At 62.6% G+C, this 16,061-nt stretch carries 12 protein-coding genes; 4 read left to right on the top strand and 8 right to left on the bottom strand.

Annotated elements, in window-relative coordinates; translation table 11 throughout:
• The first annotated feature begins 190 nt into the window (after positions 1-190).
• Positions 191-712, top strand: coding sequence for a hypothetical protein (locus EJ066_RS16265; protein WP_245454902.1), 522 nt, complete (start codon positions 191-193; stop codon positions 710-712).
• A 341-nt stretch (positions 713-1,053) separates the two neighbouring features.
• On the top strand, positions 1,054-2,340 hold the full coding sequence (gene purD, locus EJ066_RS16270; RefSeq protein ID WP_126039638.1) for a phosphoribosylamine--glycine ligase: 1,287 nt from the start codon (positions 1,054-1,056) through the stop codon (positions 2,338-2,340).
• Between the two features lie 14 nt (positions 2,341-2,354).
• Here the strand turns inward: purD and EJ066_RS16275 are convergent, their stop codons facing one another.
• From EJ066_RS16275 to EJ066_RS16300, 6 genes are all read right to left on the bottom strand, one after another.
• Complete coding sequence (locus EJ066_RS16275) at positions 2,355-3,725, bottom strand: alpha-glucosidase/alpha-galactosidase (protein ID WP_126039640.1); 1,371 nt, start codon at positions 3,723-3,725, stop codon at positions 2,355-2,357.
• Positions 3,726-3,744: 19 nt separating this feature from the next.
• Positions 3,745-5,412, bottom strand: coding sequence for an ABC transporter ATP-binding protein (locus tag EJ066_RS16280; protein ID WP_126039642.1), 1,668 nt, complete (start codon positions 5,410-5,412; stop codon positions 3,745-3,747).
• Between the two features lie 10 nt (positions 5,413-5,422).
• Positions 5,423-6,562, bottom strand: a complete 1,140-nt coding sequence (locus EJ066_RS16285; RefSeq protein WP_126039644.1) for an ABC transporter permease — start codon at positions 6,560-6,562, stop codon at positions 5,423-5,425.
• The gene (locus tag EJ066_RS16290) at positions 6,563-7,570 is read right to left on the bottom strand and encodes an ABC transporter permease (protein ID WP_126039646.1); all 1,008 of its coding nucleotides are present in this window, start codon (positions 7,568-7,570) and stop codon (positions 6,563-6,565) included.
• Positions 7,571-7,684: 114 nt separating this feature from the next.
• Positions 7,685-9,769, bottom strand: coding sequence for an ABC transporter substrate-binding protein (locus EJ066_RS16295; protein WP_126039649.1), 2,085 nt, complete (start codon positions 9,767-9,769; stop codon positions 7,685-7,687).
• Positions 9,770-9,881: 112 nt separating this feature from the next.
• Positions 9,882-11,348, bottom strand: a complete 1,467-nt coding sequence (locus EJ066_RS16300) for an alpha-glucosidase/alpha-galactosidase (RefSeq protein WP_126039652.1) — start codon at positions 11,346-11,348, stop codon at positions 9,882-9,884.
• Between the two features lie 212 nt (positions 11,349-11,560).
• Here EJ066_RS16300 and EJ066_RS16305 point away from each other — a divergent pair, with 212 nt between their 5' ends.
• A complete protein-coding gene (locus EJ066_RS16305; RefSeq protein WP_189644280.1) occupies positions 11,561-12,436 on the top strand; it encodes an AraC family transcriptional regulator in 876 nt (291 codons plus the stop codon).
• A gap of 72 nt (positions 12,437-12,508) precedes the next feature.
• Here EJ066_RS16305 and EJ066_RS16310 read toward each other — a convergent pair whose 3' ends face one another.
• Both EJ066_RS16310 and EJ066_RS16315 read right to left on the bottom strand, forming a co-directional pair.
• Positions 12,509-13,612 (bottom strand): GH25 family lysozyme, encoded by a 1,104-nt coding sequence (locus tag EJ066_RS16310; protein WP_189644533.1) that lies wholly within the window; start codon positions 13,610-13,612, stop codon positions 12,509-12,511.
• 223 nt (positions 13,613-13,835) lie between these two features.
• Positions 13,836-14,072: a hypothetical protein gene (locus EJ066_RS16315; RefSeq protein ID WP_126039657.1), complete on the bottom strand. Its 237-nt coding sequence runs from the start codon at positions 14,070-14,072 to the stop codon at positions 13,836-13,838.
• Between the two features lie 210 nt (positions 14,073-14,282).
• Here EJ066_RS16315 and EJ066_RS16320 point away from each other — a divergent pair, with 210 nt between their 5' ends.
• A complete protein-coding gene (locus EJ066_RS16320; RefSeq protein ID WP_126039659.1) occupies positions 14,283-16,052 on the top strand; it encodes an acyl-CoA dehydrogenase in 1,770 nt (589 codons plus the stop codon).
• The last annotated feature ends 9 nt before the right edge of the window (positions 16,053-16,061 follow it).

Consider the following 16,061-nt stretch of genomic DNA (forward strand, 5'->3'; position numbering starts at 1 on the left):
CACTCGATTAATTTCGTCCAGCAGGGCCGCGCAAAAGGCTGAAAAGCCCCAAATCGACAAATTCAAGGAAGCCGCCCAAGGCCGCATTACAGCAATTTTCCCCAAGCCCTGGAAACCGCAACGCTGCAAGTTGTGGCGGCAATGTTCCGGCGCGCCTTGCGGCGGCTCTCGCTTATCCATAGGAGAAACCATGACGATGACGATTTCCCCGTTTCTCTCTGCTCTCGGATCCGAAGGCCCCTCAGCCGACCGAGCGAAAGACATGGACCTGTATGGATGGCTAATCGGAAGCTGGGAAATGGACACGGTCCGCCACCTCGACGACGGCACAATCCAGAAATGGACTGGAGAATGCCATTTTGGCTGGGTGCTCGAAGGCCGCGCGATTCAGGACGTTTGGATCAGGCCCAAGCGCCCTGCGCCGTCGACGATGTATGGCACGACTTTGCGCATCTTCGATCCTGGGATCGGTGGCTGGCACATCATATGGAATGACCCGCTCAACCAAGATCACTCGCGCCAGATCGGGCGGGCCGAGGGTAAGGACATTGTCCAGCTCGGCAATGACTCGCGCGGCCTGAAAACTCGATGGCGTTTCACTGAGATCACTGCCAACAGCTTCCATTGGATCGGCGAGGAAAGATCTTCCGAGAGCGACCCTTGGCAAATCACGTATGAACATTTAGCTCGCCGAACAAATTGCTGGAGCTAGTGGTATCCGCTTAACGGGTATTCCTGACTCATGCCGGCCTGTTGAGGGGCGAGAACCAGCCCGCGCAAGGCGCGGTCGCTGCGATTGTCGGCGACGATGCTATGTCGAGCGCCCCGCCGAACGTCTCCTCCACATCCCGGCCACGACATGACAGAAACTGCGCGAAGACTGGTTTTCCGGTCGTCTTCCGGAGCTGATCGCAGCCGGCAGGATCGCGCGCATCGGATACTCCGATGCCGCACGTTCCCGTGTGCAAGTGGGGTCAAACCACCCAAATGTCTTGACCCATCGTCCGGGGCGCAATAGCGCAGTCCTGATCGTGGATGGCAAGGGATCTGGGCATGCGTGTTTTGTTGATCGGCTCCGGCGGCCGCGAACATGCCCTGGCCTGGAAGATCGCGGCCTCGCCGCTGCTGACGAAGCTTTACGCGGCGCCGGGCAACCCGGGCATCGGCCAGGAAGCCGAGCTGGTGACGCTCGACATTGCCGATCACGCGGCGGTGGCCCGGTTCTGCACGGAGAAAAAGATCGACCTCGTCGTGGTCGGTCCGGAAGGGCCGCTGGTCGCCGGCATTGCCGACGACCTTCGCGCCGCAGACATTCGCGTCTTCGGCCCGTCCAGGGCTGCAGCGCGGCTGGAAGGCTCGAAGGGTTTCACCAAGGACCTCTGCGCGAAATACGACATTCCGACCGCCGCCTATGGCCGTTTCGACGACCTCGCGTCGGCCAGGGCCTATGTCGAGAAGATGGGCGCGCCGATCGTCATCAAGGCCGACGGGCTGGCCGCCGGCAAGGGCGTCACCGTCGCCATGACATTGACCGAGGCGCTGGCGGCACTCGATGCCTGTTTCGAAGGCTCCTTCGGACAGGCAGGCGCGGAGGTGGTGGTCGAGGAGTTCCTCACCGGCGAGGAAGCAAGTTTCTTTTGCCTGTGCGATGGCGTCACCGCGCTGCCATTCGGCACCGCCCAGGACCACAAGCGCGTCGGTGACGGCGACCTTGGCCCGAACACCGGCGGCATGGGAGCTTATTCGCCGGCGCCGGTGATGACGCCGGAGATGATCGAGCGCACGATGCGCGAGATCGTCGAGCCGACCATGCGCGGCATGGCTGAACTTGGCGCGCCGTTTTCGGGCGTGCTGTTTGCCGGGCTGATGATATCGGACAAGGGGCCGAAGCTGATCGAATACAACACCCGTTTCGGCGATCCGGAATGCCAGGTGCTGATGATGCGGCTGAAGGACGATCTCTTGGTCCTGCTCAACGCGTCCGCCGACGGCCAGCTTGCGCATATGTCAGCGCGCTGGCGCGACGAGGCAGCGCTTACCGTGGTGATGGCGGCCAGGGGTTATCCCGGCACGCCGGAAAAGGGCTCGGTCATCCGCGGCGTCGAAGAGGCCGCGGATGACGGCGTCGAGGTCTTTCATGCCGGCACCGCCATCAACAGCGGCGCGCTGGTCGCCAATGGCGGCCGCGTGCTCGACGTCACGGCGACCGGCGGCACGGTCGGTGAGGCGCAGAGACGAGCCTATGCCGCACTCGACCGGATCGATTGGCCGCAAGGCTTCTGCCGCCGCGACATTGGCTGGCAGGCCGTCGCGCGCGAGAAGGCCGGCGCCGGACCTTGATCCCGCCAGGGGGATCAGGCTGCCTGGTTCGTGCGGCTCGTTCTTGCCCATGCCGGCAGCCAGTCGCCATGAGCGGCGAGCAGATCATCGACCAGCGACCATATCTGGTCGAGGTCGAGCTCGGCGGCGGTGTGCGGATCCATCATCGCCGCGTGGTAGATGTGCTCGCGATTTTCCGTCATCAGCGCCCGCACTGTCAGTTCCTGCACATTGATGTTGGTGCGGATCAGCGCCGTCAATTGCGGCGGCAGGTCGCCGATATAGGTCGGCTGGATGCCTGAGGCGTCGACCAGGCACGGCAATTCGGCCGCGCAGTCAAAAGGCAGCGAGGTGATGCAGCCATTGTTGCGGACATTGCCGTAGATCACAGAGGGCTCGCCGGTCCACACCGAATTCATGATCGAGGAGGCATATTCCTTCGACTGTTCGACCTCGATCCGGTCTGCCGAGCGGTAGGCCTCCGCCTGCCCCTTCCAGTGCTCAATCTGTTCGATGCAGCGCTTCGGATATTCGTCGAGCGGGATGCCGAACTTTTCTATCAGGTCGGGCCGGCCCTCCTTGATGAAATAGGGCGTGTATTCGGCGAAATGCTCGGAGCTTTCGGTGACGAAGAAGCCCAGGCGCGTCAGCATCTCGTAGCGCACCTTGTTGGGGCAGCGCGGATTCCAGCCGGGCTTGGGTGCGCGGCCTTCACGATAGGCGCGCACGAGGTCGGGATAGAGGTCGCGGTAGGAGCCGTCCGGCTGGCGATGTTCGAACTTCAGATAGAAGGCCATGTGGTTGATGCCGGCCGAGCGATAGCGGATTTCCTCATAGGGGATGTCGAGGTCGTGCGCCAACTCCATCGCCGTGCCCTGTACCGAATGGCAGAGGCCGACCTGTTTGATGTCAGGATATTTCTCGGCGATCGCCCAGGTGTTGATCGCCATCGGGTTGACATACTGCAGCAAGATCGCCTCGGGACAGACGGCGAGCATGTCCTCGCAGATCTTCCACAGATGCGGAACGGTCCTCAGGCACCGCATGATGCCGCCGACGCCGAGCGTGTCGGCGATCGTCTGGCGCAGGCCGTATTTCTTCGGCACTTCGAAGTCGGTGACGGTGCAGGGCTCGTAGCCGCCGATCTGGAAGGCGACGACGACGAAATCGGCGCCCGCCAGCGCCTTGCGCTGGTCGGAATGGGTCTCGGCCTTTGCCGTGGCGCCGAGCGTCGCGATCAGCTTGTTGACGACGACGGCGCTCTCCTCCAGCCGCTGCGGATTGAGGTCCATCAGCGCGATCGTCGCGCCCGAAAGCGACGGACGCTGCAGCATGTCGCCGACGATGTTCTTCGTGAACACAGTCGAGCCGGCGCCGATGAAAGTGATCTTGGGATTTCTTGCCACGCTAACCTCCGGCATATGTTCAGGCCACGTCGAATGCGGCCCTGACGAGCCGTTCGGTGTAGGCGGTCTTGGGATTGGACAGGACGTCGTCGACGGGACCCTGCTCGACGATCTTGCCGTGCTGCATGACGATGACGCGGTGGCACAGCGCGCGCACCACCTTGAGGTCGTGCGAGATGAAGAGATAGCTGAGGCCGCGCTCGTCCTGCAGCTTGCGAAGGAGATCGATGATCTGCGCCTGGACGGAGAGGTCCAGCGCCGATGTCGGCTCGTCGAGCAGGATGAATTCGGGTTCCAGCGCGATGGCGCGGGCAATCGCGATGCGCTGGCGCTGGCCGCCGGAGAATTCGTGCGGAAATCGCGACAGTATATCGCCGGGCATGCCGGCGCTGACCAGCGCCTCGGCGACCCGTTCGATGCGCTCGCGCCGCGTCGTCCCGATCCTGTTGACGATCAGCCCTTCCTCGATGATCTGCCCGATCGTCATGCGCGGATTGAGCGACGAGAACGGATCCTGGAAGACGATCTGCATGCGCGAACGCAGCGGCCGCATCTCGGTCCGCGACAGGTCCTGGATCGGCTTGCCGTCGAAACGGATCTCGCCGCGTTTGGCGTCGGTCAACCGGAGCAGGGCCTGGCCGAAGGTGGTTTTGCCTGAGCCGGATTCGCCGACCAGTCCCAGCGTCTCATGGCGGCGCAGGCTCAGGTCGAGATCGTCGACGGCGACCAGCTCGCGCCAGTCCGGTTTCAGGAAGGTGCCATGGCGCAGCATGAAGCAGACGCGCACGCCGCTCGCCTCGAGAATGGTGCCGCAGCCGTCCGGCAGCTGTTTCGGCCGCCCGCGCGGCTCGGAAGCAAGCAGCCGCCTCGTATAGGGGTGCTGCGGATCGGCGAAGAGGCGTTCCGTGACGTTGTGCTCGCGCATTTCCCCGTGCTGCATGACATAGACATAGTCGGAGAACTGGCGCACCACGGTGAGGTCGTGGGTGATCAGGATCACCGCCATGCGCAGCTCTTGCTGCAGATTGCGGATCAGGTTCAGGATCTGCGCCTGGACCGTGACGTCGAGCGCCGTCGTTGGCTCGTCGGCGATCAGCACGTCGGGATCGTTGGCCAGCGCCATGGCGATCATCACCCGCTGGCGCTGTCCGCCCGAGAGCTGGTGCGGATATTGCTTGAGCCGGGCAGTGGGATCGGGAATCTGGACATGCTGCAAAAGTTCGAGCGCCCGTGCCCAGGCCGCCCTGCGGCTCATCTTGTGATGAACCCTGATCGCTTCGACGATTTGGCTGCCGATCGTGTAGATCGGGTTGAGCGAGCTCATTGGCTCCTGGAAGATCATCGAGATGCGGTTGCCGCGCAGCTTGCGCCGGGCGCGCTCGGAGAACTTCAGGATGTCTTGCCCGTCATAACAGACGCTCGATTTGGGCGACACCGTGGCCCGCCGCGAAAGCAGCCCCATGACTGTGCGCGCCGTCACCGACTTGCCGGAACCGGATTCGCCGACGATCGCGATCGTCTCGCCGCGGTAGAGCTGGAACGAGACATCCTTGACGGCTTCGACGACGCCGTGCTCGACCTTGAAGGCCACCTCGATATTGCGGGCGTCGATGACGGGGTGATCCTGGCGCCCGTCATGGTCGTGCCGGACGGTTGGTGCGAAGGGCTCAGTGAGCGTGACGGTCATCTCTGCCACCTCAATAGGGATCGACGGCATCGCGCAGGCCGTCGCCGAGTGCATTGAAGGCAAAGACGGTGACGAGCACGAAACCGACCGGTGACAGGATCCAGGGATAGGTGCCGATCACCGAGTAGGTCGCGGTGTCCTGCAGCATGAGGCCCCACGAGATCAGCGGCGGCTTGACGGCGAAGCCGAGGAAACCGAGGAAGGATTCCAGCAGCACGACCGTCGGGATCGCCAGCGTCACGGCGACGATCACATGGCTCATCACATTGGGGAAGATATGCTGCATGATGATGCGCCGGTCGGTGGCGCCGACCGCCATGGCGGCGCGCACATACTCGATCTGCGCCAGCGCCAGCGTCTTGCCGCGCACCTCGCGCGACATCTGCGCCCAGCCCAGCGCCGACATGACGATGATGACGAAGGCGAGGAAGACGTTGGTCGGAGCCGTGACCGGGATCAGCGTCGTCAGTGCCAGATAGAGCGGCAGTTGCGGGAAGGCGAGCACCAGTTCGACGAAGCGCTGCATCCAGATATCGAACCTGCCGCCGAAATAGCCGGAGACCATGCCGACCGTGGTGCCGATGATGGTGACGATGAAGACGACCGTCAGTGCGATCATCAGCGAGACGCGCGAGCCTTGGATGGCGCGCGACAGCACGTCGCGGCCGAACTTGTCGGTGCCGAGGAAATGCACCGGCTGCCCGTCCAACGAGCCGAACAGATGCCGGTTCGCCGGAATGAGCCCGAGGAGCTTGTAGGGTGCGCCCTCGACAAAGAATCCGAGCAGCCTTGGATGGTCATAGTCGGGGCCGACAATGGGCTGGAAGGTGACCGGATCGAGTTCGGCTGAATCGGCCAGCGCGTAGACCCTCGGTCGCGCGACGAAATTGCCGTCCTTGTCGTAGAAGCTCGGCACTTGCGGCGGTGCGAAGCCGACATCGGTCGCTTTCGGGTCCATCGGCGCCAGGAATTCCGCGAATACCGCCATGACCAGCAGCAGCACGACCAGCCAAAGCCCGGCCATGCCGGTCCACGAACGCTTCAACCGGCGCCAGACGAGCGCGATGTAGCTCTCATTGCCGCGCGCCGGTTTGGTTGCAGGGTTTCCCTCGGCCGGCGGCGGTGGCAGTGATGTATCGCGGGCCAACATCTAGCGCTCCCCGAACTGGCGAATGCGGGGATCGAGCAGGACAAGCAGCATGTCGGCGATGATGTTGCCGACGATCAGCGTCGCCGACAGCACCATCATGAAGGTCGCGGTGACATAGACGTCGCCAACCGCCATCGAACCGACGATGGCCGGGCCGACGGTGGGCAGCGCGAAGATGATCGCCGTCTCGATCTCGCCGGTGAGCATATAGGGCAGCACCACGCCCTGATACATGACGAGCGGGTGCAGCGCGTTGGGCACGGCGTGGCGCATCACGACGGCGCTGCCGGTCAGGCCCTTGGCCCTTGCCGTTTCGACATATTGCGCGTTCAGCGTGTCGAGAAGATTGCCGCGCATGACGCGCATATTGTAGGCGAGCCCGCCGAAGGTCGCGATCGCCACCACCGGCCAGACATGCTTGACCAGGTCGACGAACTTGGCCCACGACCATGGAGCGCCGCCATATTGCGGCGAGAAGAAGCTGCCGATCTCCGAGACGTTGAACTGGAAGACGAGGAGGTAGACGATGATCAGCGCCATCAGGAAGCGCGGCACCGTCATGCCGAGGAAGGAAATGGCCGACAGCGTGCTGTCGATCCAGGAATATTGCCGGGTCGCTGCCCATATGCCGAAGGTGATACCGAGGACCGAGGCCAGCAGATGGCACACCAGCGCCAGAAGCAGCGTGCGCGGCAGGCGCTCGCCGACCACGTCGGCCACCGGCTTGTTGTAATAGAGGCTGTAGCCGAAATCGCCGCGGGTGATGATGCCGCCGATCCAGTTGAGATACTGGACTGGCAGCGGCTTATCGAGGCCATGTTCTATCCGATAGGCCTTGGCCTGCGCGTCGGCCTCGGCGAATGAGGCGCCGCCCTGATTGATCATCTGCGAGCGGATGTAGTCGGCGTAATCGCCCGGTGGCGCCTGGATGATGGCGAAGGTGACCAGGCTCAAAATGGCGAGGACCGGGATCGCCGACGCTATGCGCGTGAGCAGGAATCGCAACATCGGACGGACCGCTTCCTTGTCTCGCCGGTCGCTCCCTTTGAGCGCGTACGGAGGTTGGTTTTGTCCGGCCGCGCCAGCTGGCGCGGCCGGAGTTCTCAGTCAGGGGAGGTAAACCTAGTCCATCAGGCCCTTGTCTCCGGGTTTTCCGGGAAGCTGTTCGGGGAAGAGCTCGTATTTGGCCTGCTTGTCGGCGGCGACAAAGATCCGTTCGCGGACGATCGAATCCTCTGCCCAGTTGAACATGAAGATCGGCGTGCCCTGCGGAATGTTCGAGAGGCGCTTGTTGATGATCAGCGCGCCGGGATATTCCGTCAGGCCGATATTATAAAGGTGCTCGGTCGAAATCTTCTGGAACTGCTTCATCAGGCTGGCGCGCTCGTCATTGTCCTGTGTCGAGACGAATTTGTTGACGATGTCGACGAGGTCCTTCTCGAAAGGCATCAGATCGACCTCGCCATTCTCCGGCGCGCGATGGTCCCAGCTGGTGCGCGGACCGACGGGAGCGAGCTGCACGGTGTTCTGCACGACGGAGGTCAGCTCCTGGTCGTTGCGCCGGATCAGCCAGTCGAAGCGGCCGGAAAATTGGGAGGCATCGCGCTGGGCGCCGTTGAGCCCATTCAGCACGATCCTGAGGCCAAGTTTTTCCATCTGGGCGACGACACCTTCGGCGAGGCTCTTGTCGGTGGTGTAGTCATTGTTGACCAGCGTCACGATCTCGACATTCTTACCCCCGGCGGTGCCGGCCGGGAAGTTCACGAAGCCGTCGCCGTCCGTGTCCTCGAGGCCGGCCTTGGCGAGTTCGGCCTTGGCGCCCTCTAGGTCGAAGGGATAGTACACGGTCGAATTGCGGTCATAGAAGCTGGTGCCCGAGGAGAAGCCGCCGGGATAGATGGCGGTGAATGGACCCTTGACCAGCGAGTCGCCCAGCGCCTTGCGGTCGAGCGCCATGGTGACCCCCTTGCGGAAGTCCTCGTTGCGGTTCAGCTCGCGGATCGCCTGGCCGCGTTCGTCGGGGTTGCCCCAGCCATTGGCGGAAAAGTTCATGCGCAGATTGTAGCCGATGAGCCGCGGGCCGAAGGCGAGCCGGGCCGGCGCGTTCGCCTCTGCCGCGCGCTTCAGCGAGGCGACGAAGTTTTCCGGCTGCTCGAGGTTGGAGAAGTCGCCTGAGCCGGCCACCGCCTGGATGTCGCGGTCGGCCCAGGTCGACAGCTTGTAGTGTAGCTCGTTGAGGTAGGGCAGCTGGTTGCCCTTTTCGTCAACTTTCCAGTAGTAGGGATTGCGGCGCATGACGATGATGTCGTCCGGCCGGTATTCCACCGGCGCCCAGGCGCCCATGACCGGCATGTTCATGTATTCCGGCGGAAAGGCATTCTTGAACTGCTCGTAGGTGTTGTTCGAATATTTCGGATGCTGCGGCTTCAAGACATGTGCCGGGCCTGGGCAGAAGGTGCCAAAGGCCATGGTATAGAGGTATTGCTTGGGGAAGGCTTCCTTGAAGGTCCATTCCACGGTGAAGTCGTCGATCTTCTTCAGCGTCGTGCCGACGCCGAAGGTTTCCTGCGTCGCGCCGTTAAGCGGCGAGACGTTTGGATCCATGACCTCGTCGTCCCAGTAGAACATGACATCATCGGCTTTGAAGGGCACGCCGTCCGACCATTTGGCGCCTTCGACCAGATGCATGGTCAGCTTGTGGCCGTCGCTCGACCAGTCCCAACTCCTGGCCAGGTTTGGCAGTGGCTCGGTGTCCTTCGCCTCGACCTGGAACAGCGGCGCCGTGCGCGTCAGGCATTCGAAAAGGCCGATATCGATACCACCCCAACCTTGAGTCTGGCCAGCGCTGTAGTTCCAGCCTTCCGGCCGGCCGCCGATGACATGGCGCATCGTATCGCCATAGACACCGGTGCCGTCCGGCATGTTGCCTGTCTTGAAGACCAGAGGCTCCTTCGGCAACCTGTCCTTCACCGGTGGCAGCTTGCCGGTCTTGACATATTTCTCGGTAACCCAGTCCGGCTCGTGATATTCGGGCAGCGCCTTGAACTCCAGAATGGAGTCGCGCGGCACGTAGTTGATTTTGCCCTCGGCCGGAAACTGCGCCGGCGCTGGTGGAACTGTCGACTCCGAGGCGAATGCGTTGAGTGTCGGGGCAGAAACGCTCAGCGCCAGTCCCGTAACAATGCCGATCCTGCGTAAATTCCTCATAGTCTCCTCCCTCGTGTTTCGAAGCCTTTGCTGCTGCTCCGTTTCTCCTCGAAGCAGGACGGTGCATCGCGGCGGGCCTACCTCCGGTAGTTCCGTCTTCGCGCCTGACGTGTCAGCCGGCCTGCTTCAGCGCGGCCTTTTCGGCGCGCAATTCCTCGATCGAGCGAACATTGCGCCGTGCCGCGCCGGCCCATTCGCGGGTCTTGACCCTGGATTTCGAAAGCCGCTCCCTGGCGGCGGGAACCGCATGGGCATATTGCGGCAGCCAGTCGGCCTGGGCGACGACCATCTCATCCACCATCTGCCAGACCTCTTCCGGCGTCGAAACCGCACCAACCAGCGGGTCGTGCAGCACGGCAAGCTTCAAGAGATCGATATCGCCTGATATCGCGGCATGCACCGACATGCGCTGGACATTGATCGACGCCATGCAGGTGGCGGCGCAGGCTTCCGGCAGCGTGATGCCGGCGGCCATGTTGATACCGAAACGGTCGACGAAACCCGGCGACTCGATGATGGCGTCCTGCGGCAGATTGGTGATCACCCCATTGTTCCTGACATTGAAGTGGCCGCGATAGACGCGGTTGGTTTCCAGCGCTTCCAGTATATGGCTGGCATGCTCGTTGGAGCGTTTGGACGCGTCGATCGGCTTTGATGCCGCTTCGAGGAATTGCGGATATTCCGTTTCGAACCAGTTGCGGGTCTCGGTCGAATAGCGGAGATAGCCGCCCGTCTCGCCATGGATCCAGTCGGACATGTCGATCCAGCGCGTGATTTCGTCCGGCCGCTTGCGGTACCAGGGCAGGTACTCGGAAAGGTGGCCATTGCTTTCGGTCGAATAGACGCCGAAGCGCTTCAGGACGTCGATGCGCAGCTTTTCCTGCCTGGAGTAGACAGGGTGGGCCTCGAAGGCAGCGATCAGTTCGTCCTTGCCGATGCGGCGGCCGTTGAGGCGCAGATCGATGAACCAGGTCTGGTGGTTGATGCCGGAACAGACGTAGTCGAGCTCCTGCCGCGATTTCGCGCCCAGCACCTCGGCGATCTGTTCCGCACCATGCTGGACGCCGTGGCACAGCCCGACCGTGTCGACCTTGCCATACTCGATCGCCGCCCAGGTGTTCATCGCCATCGGATTGGCATAGTTGAGGAATTTCGCGTTCGTCTCGGCGACCTCGCGTATGTCCCTGCAGAAATCCAGGATCACCGGAATATTACGCTGGCCGTAGAGAATGCCGCCGGCGCAGATCGTGTCGCCGACGCATTGATCGATGCCGTATTTCAGGGGAATGCGGATGTCGTCGGCATAGGCTTCGAGGCCGCCGACCCGTACACAGCTGATGACGTAGCGTGCGCCTTCCAATGCCTTGCGGCGGTCGGTGGTCGCCGTCACTTTTGTCGGCAATTTGTTCGCGTCGACGATCCTGTCGAGGATCGCCTTGATCATCTGCAGATTATGCTCGCTGATGTCGGTCAGCGCGAATTCGATGTCCTTGAATTCCGGCACGCACAAAATGTCGGTGAACAGCTTCTTGGTGAATCCGACGCTACCCGCACCGATAATAGCGATTTTGAAACTCATCACCTTCACCTCGATCCAATCGAATGCTAGCAAAGGAACAACAAGGGAAGATATGGCCATGCGTCACGGCGCACCTGCCATTTAAGCCGGATTCCGGCTTTTTTCCTCCCCGCTCGCTCCTCGACCGCAGGTCTTTCGCGTTCTCTGAGGAGGGATTATGCGCTTATTCGCAAGCGCGAACAGAGAAGGATTGTGCTTTCAGGGGTAATTTTGTGCTGCAAGATCTGATCGCCAACGGGCCATCGATGCGGACGATCTCGCTGCCGCGCGGCCGCCAGCGCCTGCACGCCATGCCGACGAGCACGGGCTACGAGGTGCGCGAGGACGAGACCTATGATTGGGACGGGCGAAAGCGCGGCCAGACACCGTTCACCGTGCTCCAGCATACGATCAGCGGAACCGGCCAGCTGCGCTACGAGAACCGCAATTACCGCCTGCAGAAGAACGACACGCTGCTGGTGCTGGTGCCGCACAACCATCGCTATTGGCTGGCGAAAGGCGATCGTTGGGAATATTTCTGGATCTCGATGAACGGCGAGGAGGCGCTGCGCATCCACAAGTCGATTCTTGGCACATCGGGTCCGGTGTTTCGGCTGCAGCCGGCGACGATCGATCATCTTGCTGATTGCAGCCTGCGTCTGATCAAGGGGGCCGCTTCACCGGGCGCGGCTTCCGCCGTCGCCTATGAGGCGGCGATGGCCCTCTATGACGATATTTTCGGCTCACACGCCTTCGCTGAAAAACAGAGCGCCATGCAACCGATCATCGATCACATCAGCGCCAATCTCGACAAGGCCTTGCCGGTGGCGGATCTCGTTCAGATCAGCGGTCTCAGCCGCGCGCACTTCTCGCGCTCTTTCGCCGACAGCGAAGGCATCCCACCGGCCGAGTTCGTGTTGCAGCAGCGGTTGCAACGCGCGGCGAAGCTGCTGACAAAGGCGGATTTCCTGCCGGTGAAGGAAGTCGCCATCATGTGCGGCTTCGAGGATGCGAATTACTTTTCGAAAGTCTTTCGCCGTTGCTACGGCATTACGCCCAGCCAGTTCCGCACCACCGGCATGTACGCCAGCATGGGCAGCCGCCGCTGACCAGATGAACGCGCTTTGATGCATGTCGCGAGGGTGCGCGGCGTCGCATGGTCCGTTCAAGCGCCACGCGCTTCAGCGCAGGCCTCGGTCGAACTCGGTCGAGGCGGTGCTGACCGGATCGCTGGCGACGGGCACGGCTTCAACGGCTGATGTCGAGCGCTTTTCCTTCCGCGTCCAGGCCACATATTCGGCAATTCCGCGCGGAGCGCGTGGCGCCGTCTTCACGGCAGGCATTTGAAAGCTGTTGCGAAATTTGGCCCAGCGCGTGCTGAACACGGCGACCATTTCTGCGAAGGTCGGTGGTGTCGCCACGGTGGCGTAGGTGATGGTGTCGCCGGCCAGCCCGGCCTCGCGTGAGAGCGGCACCGGTATCGAGGCGAGGTAATCCGGCTGCACATCGATCAGGCCGCCGAACGGCCACTGCGCGCGCAATGCGGCGGCATCCATCGGTGCGACATTGACATCGATATCGTTTGGCGTGCCCGCGACCCGGTAGGGGCAGCGGAACCGGCCGCAATTGGCTTTCGCCGAAAACTGCCAGAGTGCGTAACCTTGCCAGTTGCCTATCGGAAAATGCACGCCGATGTCGGGCTTGTAGCGCGCATACCAGAGCGGCAGCCGTGACAGGAGCTGGTATTTGTACTTGTTGTCGGCGATGTACCTGGCGGTCTTGCCGTTGGTGTAGAGCACCGGAAAGCGGCCGAGCCGCCGATGCACATGGCGAACGAATTCCTCGGCATCCTCGAGCGACATCCATTGCGTGGGGTCGTCGTCCTCGATGTCGAGGGCAAGCAGGTCATCCGGACCAGGTTTCGCGAAATCGATGAAATTATTGGCCTGTCCCACCGGGTTGCCGGGGCGGCCTAGATGATAAGCGCCCCATTTCAGGCCGAGCGCCTTGGCCACCACCTTGCGCGTCTGAAACAGTTCCTGTGCCACTGCATGGCGCTTCCACAGCGTCTTGCAGAGCCTCGTCTCAGTCTCGCCGCCGAAACAGAAATAGGCTGGCGGCATCCCGTCGGACGCCTTGTTGATGAAGCCGACGATGCGCTTATCGGTTGTAAGCTTAGCCCAATCGATGGAATTGTATTCGTAGGCGTCGATCACCAGCGCCCGGTCGGCATTCCTCCACGGCTGGGAGAAATCGGAAGCCCTTGCTGCCTGCGCCAGCACCATCGCGGCGGTGATGGCGAGAAGCACCAGTGCAGGTCGCCCAAAAGCGCGCAGCGGCTTTGGGATAACGACATGCACAAACAAAGGCTTGAAGCGGCGAAGAGGGTGCGCCGGCGTTTTCAAACGGCAGATCCTTGCTGGCCAAAGCCCGATCCTGAACCGCCATGGTTAAGGAAATGCTTTCGGAGGCCAGCGGCGGGCAAGTCCGGTGATGGTCTGGTGTTTCTCAACGGCGGAAGAGCGGCTGGATCTCGAACGGATCGGGCGCCGGCACTTGCGGCAGTGTTCCCTCGGCCTGGCGTTTGCGGTGATGGGCGAGCGAGCATTGGGGCGAACACAGAATGCCGCGATCCGACCAATAGGCGGCGCCGTCCTCGATCTTGCCCCGATGGTGCCAAAAACCTGCCGCTCGGTAGGGCAGGCCGCATTCGATGCAGCGATAGGCGTCAGGTCTGGCGAGCACGGGCGGTCCGATCCGGTATCTTGATCTGTCGCCGGTCGAACTGGTCCGGCTTTTGCCAAGTTTAGCGTGCGCCACTGCAATTGCAAAATCTGCGTGACAAAATTTGACCTTTACGTAAAAAGAAGATGGGGAAGGCGACCCGAAAGCGGATGGTTTTGTGCCGGCACGGATCTTAAGTTGACCCTGCCGGACAGAGGAGGAGCGAGCGGCATGTATCGGGCACCAGTCGAGGAAATCGCCTTCACGCTGAAGCATGTGGCCGGCCTCAAGCCGGCGCTCGACGCCGGCGCCTTTGGCGACCTTGGCGAAGACCTCGTCGACGCCATTCTGGCAGAAGCCGGCCGCTTCGCCACGGAGGAGGTCGCGCCGCTCTACAAGATCGGCGACGAACAAGGCGCGGTGCTGAGCGGTGCTGCCGTTACCACGCCACCGGGCTGGAAGGCGCTTTATCGCCGCTGGATCGACGGAGGCTGGAACGCGCTGTCGGCACCGGAGGAATTCGGCGGCCAGGCGTTGCCGACTATGCTGGGTGTGGCAGCGCTCGAAATGTGGAACTCCGCCGCGATGGCCTTCGGCATCGGCCCGACGCTGACCATGGGCGCGGTCGAAGCACTCGACAAGCACGCCTCGCCGGCGCTGAAGGCCAGATACCTGGAAAAGCTCGTCTCCGGCGAATGGATGGGCACGATGAACCTGACCGAGCCGCAGGCGGGCTCGGACCTGAATGCCTTGCGCGCCCGCGCCGAGCCGGCCGGCGACGGCACCTACCGCATCTTCGGGCAGAAAATCTTCATCACCTATGGCGAGCACGACTTCACCGACAACATCATCCATCTGGTGCTGGCGCGGCTGCCGGATGCGCCGGCCGGCACGCGTGGCCTTTCGCTGTTCCTGGTGCCTAAATTCCTTGTCGGCGACGATGGCGCGCTGGGTGCACGCAACGACGTCTTCTGCTCCGGACTGGAGCACAAATTGGGCATCCACGCCTCGCCGACCTGCACCATGATCTATGGCGATGGTTTCGAAGGGATGGCGCCTGGCGCGATCGGCTGGCTGATCGGCGAGGAAAACAAGGGCCTCGCCTGCATGTTCACCATGATGAACAATGCGCGGCTCGCCGTCGGCATGCAGGGCGTGGCGGTCGCCGAAACGGCCACGCAGAAGGCGCTCGCCTATGCCAGCGACCGTCGGCAAGGCAAGGCGGCAAGTTATGATGGCGACGGCATGGCGCCGATCGTCCATCACCCGGACGTGCAGCGCAATCTCCTGACCATGAAGGCGCTGACCCAGACTGCGCGCGCCATCAGCTATTCCTGTGCGCATGCCATCGATACCGCACGCGTCTCTGTCGGCAATGAAGCCGCCCATTGGCAGGAGCGTGCCAATCTGTTGACGCCGCTGGCCAAGGCTTTCTCCACCGATGTCGGCGTCGAGGTCGCCTCGCTCGGCCTGCAGGTGCATGGCGGCATGGGCTTCATCGAGGAGACGGGTGCTGCGGCACTCTATCGCGACGCGCGCATCGCGCCGATCTACGAAGGCACCAACGGCATCCAGGCGATCGATCTGGTGGCGCGCAAGCTGCCGCTTGGCGGCGGCGAGCATGTGCATGGCTACATCGCCGAACTGAAAGCGGTCGCCAATCAAGTGCGGACCTCGAACTCCGGGGGTTTCGGCCGCACCGCCGACGGTCTCGACCAGGCGCTCGACGACCTCGGCCAAGCCACGCGCTTCCTGCAAGGGTTGCTTGCCGACGGGCGCTCGGACGAGGCGCTGGCTGGTGCGACGCCGTATCTGAGGCTGATCTCGCTTGCCGCCGGCGGCGCCTATCTGGCGCGCGGCGCGCTTACCGACCGAAGCCGCATCGCGCTTTGCCGGTTCTTTGCAGAAAACCTGCTTGGCGAGGCGAGCGCGCTGAAGGAGCGCGTCATCGGCGGTGCCAAAAGCCTTGCCGTTGCTGGCAAGACGCTGATTTCCGCCTGACGCTTCACA

Source organism: Mesorhizobium sp. M9A.F.Ca.ET.002.03.1.2 (assembly GCF_003952365.1).
GTDB lineage: Bacteria > Pseudomonadota > Alphaproteobacteria > Rhizobiales > Rhizobiaceae > Mesorhizobium.

What these genes read in the sequence shown, in the direction of transcription:
- EJ066_RS16265 (WP_245454902.1), top strand. Translation starts at nt 191, where the DNA reads ATGACGATGACGATTTCCCCGTTTCTCTCTGCTCTCGGATCCGAAGGC.
- purD (WP_126039638.1), top strand. Translation starts at nt 1,054, where the DNA reads ATGCGTGTTTTGTTGATCGGCTCCGGCGGCCGCGAACATGCCCTGGCC.
- EJ066_RS16280 (WP_126039642.1), bottom strand. Translation starts at nt 5,412, where the DNA reads ATGACCGTCACGCTCACTGAGCCCTTCGCACCAACCGTCCGGCACGAC.
- EJ066_RS16285 (WP_126039644.1), bottom strand. Translation starts at nt 6,562, where the DNA reads ATGTTGGCCCGCGATACATCACTGCCACCGCCGCCGGCCGAGGGAAAC.
- EJ066_RS16290 (WP_126039646.1), bottom strand. Translation starts at nt 7,570, where the DNA reads ATGTTGCGATTCCTGCTCACGCGCATAGCGTCGGCGATCCCGGTCCTC.
- EJ066_RS16295 (WP_126039649.1), bottom strand. Translation starts at nt 9,769, where the DNA reads ATGAGGAATTTACGCAGGATCGGCATTGTTACGGGACTGGCGCTGAGC.
- EJ066_RS16300 (WP_126039652.1), bottom strand. Translation starts at nt 11,348, where the DNA reads ATGAGTTTCAAAATCGCTATTATCGGTGCGGGTAGCGTCGGATTCACC.
- EJ066_RS16310 (WP_189644533.1), bottom strand. Translation starts at nt 13,612, where the DNA reads ATGGTGCTGGCGCAGGCAGCAAGGGCTTCCGATTTCTCCCAGCCGTGG.
- EJ066_RS16320 (WP_126039659.1), top strand. Translation starts at nt 14,283, where the DNA reads ATGTATCGGGCACCAGTCGAGGAAATCGCCTTCACGCTGAAGCATGTG.